Below are 2,968 nucleotides of genomic sequence, written 5' to 3'. Positions count from 1 at the left end.
GTGGTTCACCACCCAACCCCTGACGAACGACCACAGCACAGTAGAAGTCCCCCACCCCCACCAAAACCTCACCATCCTGACCCACTAGACCCCCCAGGGGCGCGGGGAACTGCGCGAGCAACCCCCACCGGCGGACGGTCGAGGGACGTCAGGAACTCCCCGGGGGCGCGGGGAACTGCGCGAGCAGCCCCCACGGCGGGCAGCGGCGTGACGGCGGAGGCCGGCCGAGCGGCGGCGCCCGCCGGAGCGGCGGGACCTAGTCCTGCCCGTAACGCGGATCCACGGTCTCGGGCGACAGCCCCAACAACTCAGCCACCTGCTCGACCACGATCTCGTGCACGAGCAACGCCCGCTCGTCCCGTGACTTGCTCCGGATCTCCACCGGCCTGCGGTACACCAAGATCCTCGGCGGCCGCCCACCCTGCGCGGGGGCCACGCCCCCCAGCGGCACGGCCTCGTCGCTCCAGCCCTCGGCGCCGCCGGCCGCCCCCGGCACGCCCGGGACCTCGGCCACCACGAACTCCACCTCGGCCAGCTGCGGCCACCTCCGCTCCAGCCGCTCCACGGAGTCCTGCACCAGGTCCCCGAAGAGCTCCGCGCGACTCGCGGACAACGGCACCTGCGGCGGGGCGACCGGCCCCCGCATCCCCCGACCGTGCCGGTCACGCCGCCGCGTACGCGGCTCCTTGCGCGGCTCCTTGCGCGGCTCCTTGTGCGGTTCCTGGGGGCGCTCGCCGGGGCGGGGGGTCAGCGGGGTGTCCATCACGCACGCAGGGTAGCTCCCGCCCGTGCCCCGGGCGCCCCCATCGCCACGCCCCTGGCCAGATGTCGTCGCATGACCGTTCCCACGACCGTTCCCGCGACCGTTCCCACAGCCGTTCCCGTGACCGTTCCCCTGACCGTTCCGGCCACGGTCCGGCCCGTTCCTGGCCTGTCGGCGACCGCCCGACCCACCCAGATTGTTGCGATCCGTACCACCTCGTGACCGATCCCATGGTCGAGATCACGCCACGACACGGGGGAGTGAGCTGGGGGAGAGTCGTCGCGGCCCGGTCAAGAGTGCGGTACCGTCCAACGTCGTGAGCCTTGTACGTCGCTGTTCGCGCACCGCGTGCGGCCGCCCTGCCGTCGCAACACTGACGTACGTCTACGCCGATTCGACCGCAGTCCTCGGCCCGCTCGCCACCTACGCCGAACCCCACTGCTACGACCTGTGCGCCGAGCACAGCGAGCGCCTGACCGCGCCGCGCGGCTGGGAGGTCGTACGTCTGTCCGACGGTTCCGCGCCGTCCCGCCCCACCGGCGACGACCTCGAAGCCTTGGCCAACGCCGTACGGGAAGCGGCTCGGCCGCACGAGCGTGCCGCGGAGGCCGGCGGCGGCGGAACCGGCGGGTCCCGCACCGGCGAGACGCGTCGCGGACATCTGCGCGTCCTGCGATCGCCGGAACCCTGACATCCGGATCATCCGAAGAGCCCCGCGCCGCTCAGGGTAGGTTTGCTCCACCGCACAGAACCTCAGGAGGGCAGGCAGTGGCCGCTGATCTTTCGAACATCGTCAAGGCGTACGACGTACGTGGCGTCGTCCCGGACGAGTGGGACGAGCGCCTCGCCGAACTGTTCGGAGCCGCGTTCGTCGAGGTCACGGGCGCCGACGCGATCGTCGTCGGCCACGACATGCGGCCCTCGTCGCCGGGCCTGTCGGGCGCCTTCGCGCGCGGCGCGACCTCCCGCGGCGCGGACGTCACCCTGATCGGCCTGTGCTCCACCGACCAGCTGTACTACGCCTCGGGCGCGCTGGACCTGCCCGGTGCCATGTTCACCGCCTCGCACAACCCGGCCCAGTACAACGGCATCAAGCTGTGCCGCGCCGGCGCCGCGCCCGTCGGCCAGGACACCGGCCTCGCCCAGATCCGCGAGCTGGCCGAGCGCTGGTCGGACGAGGGCGCCCCGGAGCCGGTCGCGCAGCCGGGCAGCATCACGGAGCAGGACGTCCTCGTCGGCTACGCCGCGCACCTGCGCACCCTGGTGGACCTCACGCAGATCCGCCCGCTGAAGGTCGTCGTGGACGCGGGCAACGGCATGGGCGGCCACACCGTCCCCACGGTCTTCGAGGGCCTGCCGCTGGAACTCGTCCCGATGTACTTCGAGCTGGACGGCACCTTCCCGAACCACGAGGCCAACCCCCTCGACCCGAAGAACATCGTGGACCTCCAGGCCCGCGTGAAGGCCGAGGGCGCCGACCTGGGCCTCGCCTTCGACGGCGACGCCGACCGCTGCTTCGTCGTGGACGAGCGCGGCGAGGGCGTGTCCCCGTCCGCCATCACGGCCCTGGTCGCGGCGCGCGAGCTCGACCGCCACGGCGGCAAGGGCACGGTCATCCACAACCTGATCACCTCGTGGTCGGTCCCCGAGGTCGTCAGGGAGCACGGCGGCACCCCGGTGCGCACCCGCGTGGGCCACTCGTTCATCAAGCAGGAGATGGCCGCGACCGGCGCCATCTTCGGCGGTGAGCACTCCGCGCACTACTACTTCAAGGACTTCTGGAACGCGGACACCGGCATGCTGGCCGCGCTGCACGTCCTGGCCGCCCTGGGCAACCAGGACGGCCCGCTGTCCGCGCTGGTCTCCTCCTACGACCGCTACGTGGGCTCGGGCGAGATCAACTCGACCGTGGCCGACCAGGCCGGCCGCACCGCCGCGGTCAAGGCCGCGTACGCCGGCCAGGAGGGCGTCACCTTCGACGAGCTGGACGGCCTCACGGTCGCCACGGCCGACTGGTGGTTCAACCTCCGCCCGTCCAACACGGAGCCCCTCCTCCGCCTGAACGTCGAGGCCCGCGACACCACCACCCTGACCCGCATCCGCGACGAGGTCCTGGCCCTGGTCCGCGCGTAGCCCCGCGGGGGGCCGGCCGCCCCCCGCGGGGCTACGCGCGGACCAGGGCCAGGACCTCGTCGCGGATGCGGG

General features: G+C 72.7%; 3 protein-coding genes. 2 read left to right on the top strand and 1 reads right to left on the bottom strand.

The window, feature by feature from the left end:
• Positions 1-256 precede the first annotated feature (256 nt).
• Positions 257-763 (bottom strand): metallopeptidase family protein, encoded by a 507-nt coding sequence (locus tag EF918_RS34290; protein ID WP_125652780.1) that lies wholly within the window; start codon positions 761-763, stop codon positions 257-259.
• A 265-nt stretch (positions 764-1,028) separates the two neighbouring features.
• Between EF918_RS34290 and EF918_RS34285 the strand changes: the two genes are divergently transcribed.
• Together EF918_RS34285 and EF918_RS34280 are read left to right on the top strand one after the other, a co-directional pair.
• On the top strand, positions 1,029-1,454 hold the full coding sequence (locus EF918_RS34285) for a DUF3499 domain-containing protein (protein ID WP_125652779.1): 426 nt from the start codon (positions 1,029-1,031) through the stop codon (positions 1,452-1,454).
• A 77-nt stretch (positions 1,455-1,531) separates the two neighbouring features.
• The gene (locus tag EF918_RS34280) at positions 1,532-2,896 is read left to right on the top strand and encodes a phosphomannomutase/phosphoglucomutase (RefSeq protein WP_125652778.1); all 1,365 of its coding nucleotides are present in this window, start codon (positions 1,532-1,534) and stop codon (positions 2,894-2,896) included.
• The last annotated feature ends 72 nt before the right edge of the window (positions 2,897-2,968 follow it).

Origin of the sequence: Streptomyces sp. WAC06614, assembly GCF_003949795.1 — a bacterium.
Lineage (GTDB): Bacteria > Actinomycetota > Actinomycetes > Streptomycetales > Streptomycetaceae > Streptomyces.
The sequence above is the reverse complement of the archived record's forward strand: the minus strand, read 5'-3'. Positions and strand labels throughout refer to the sequence as shown.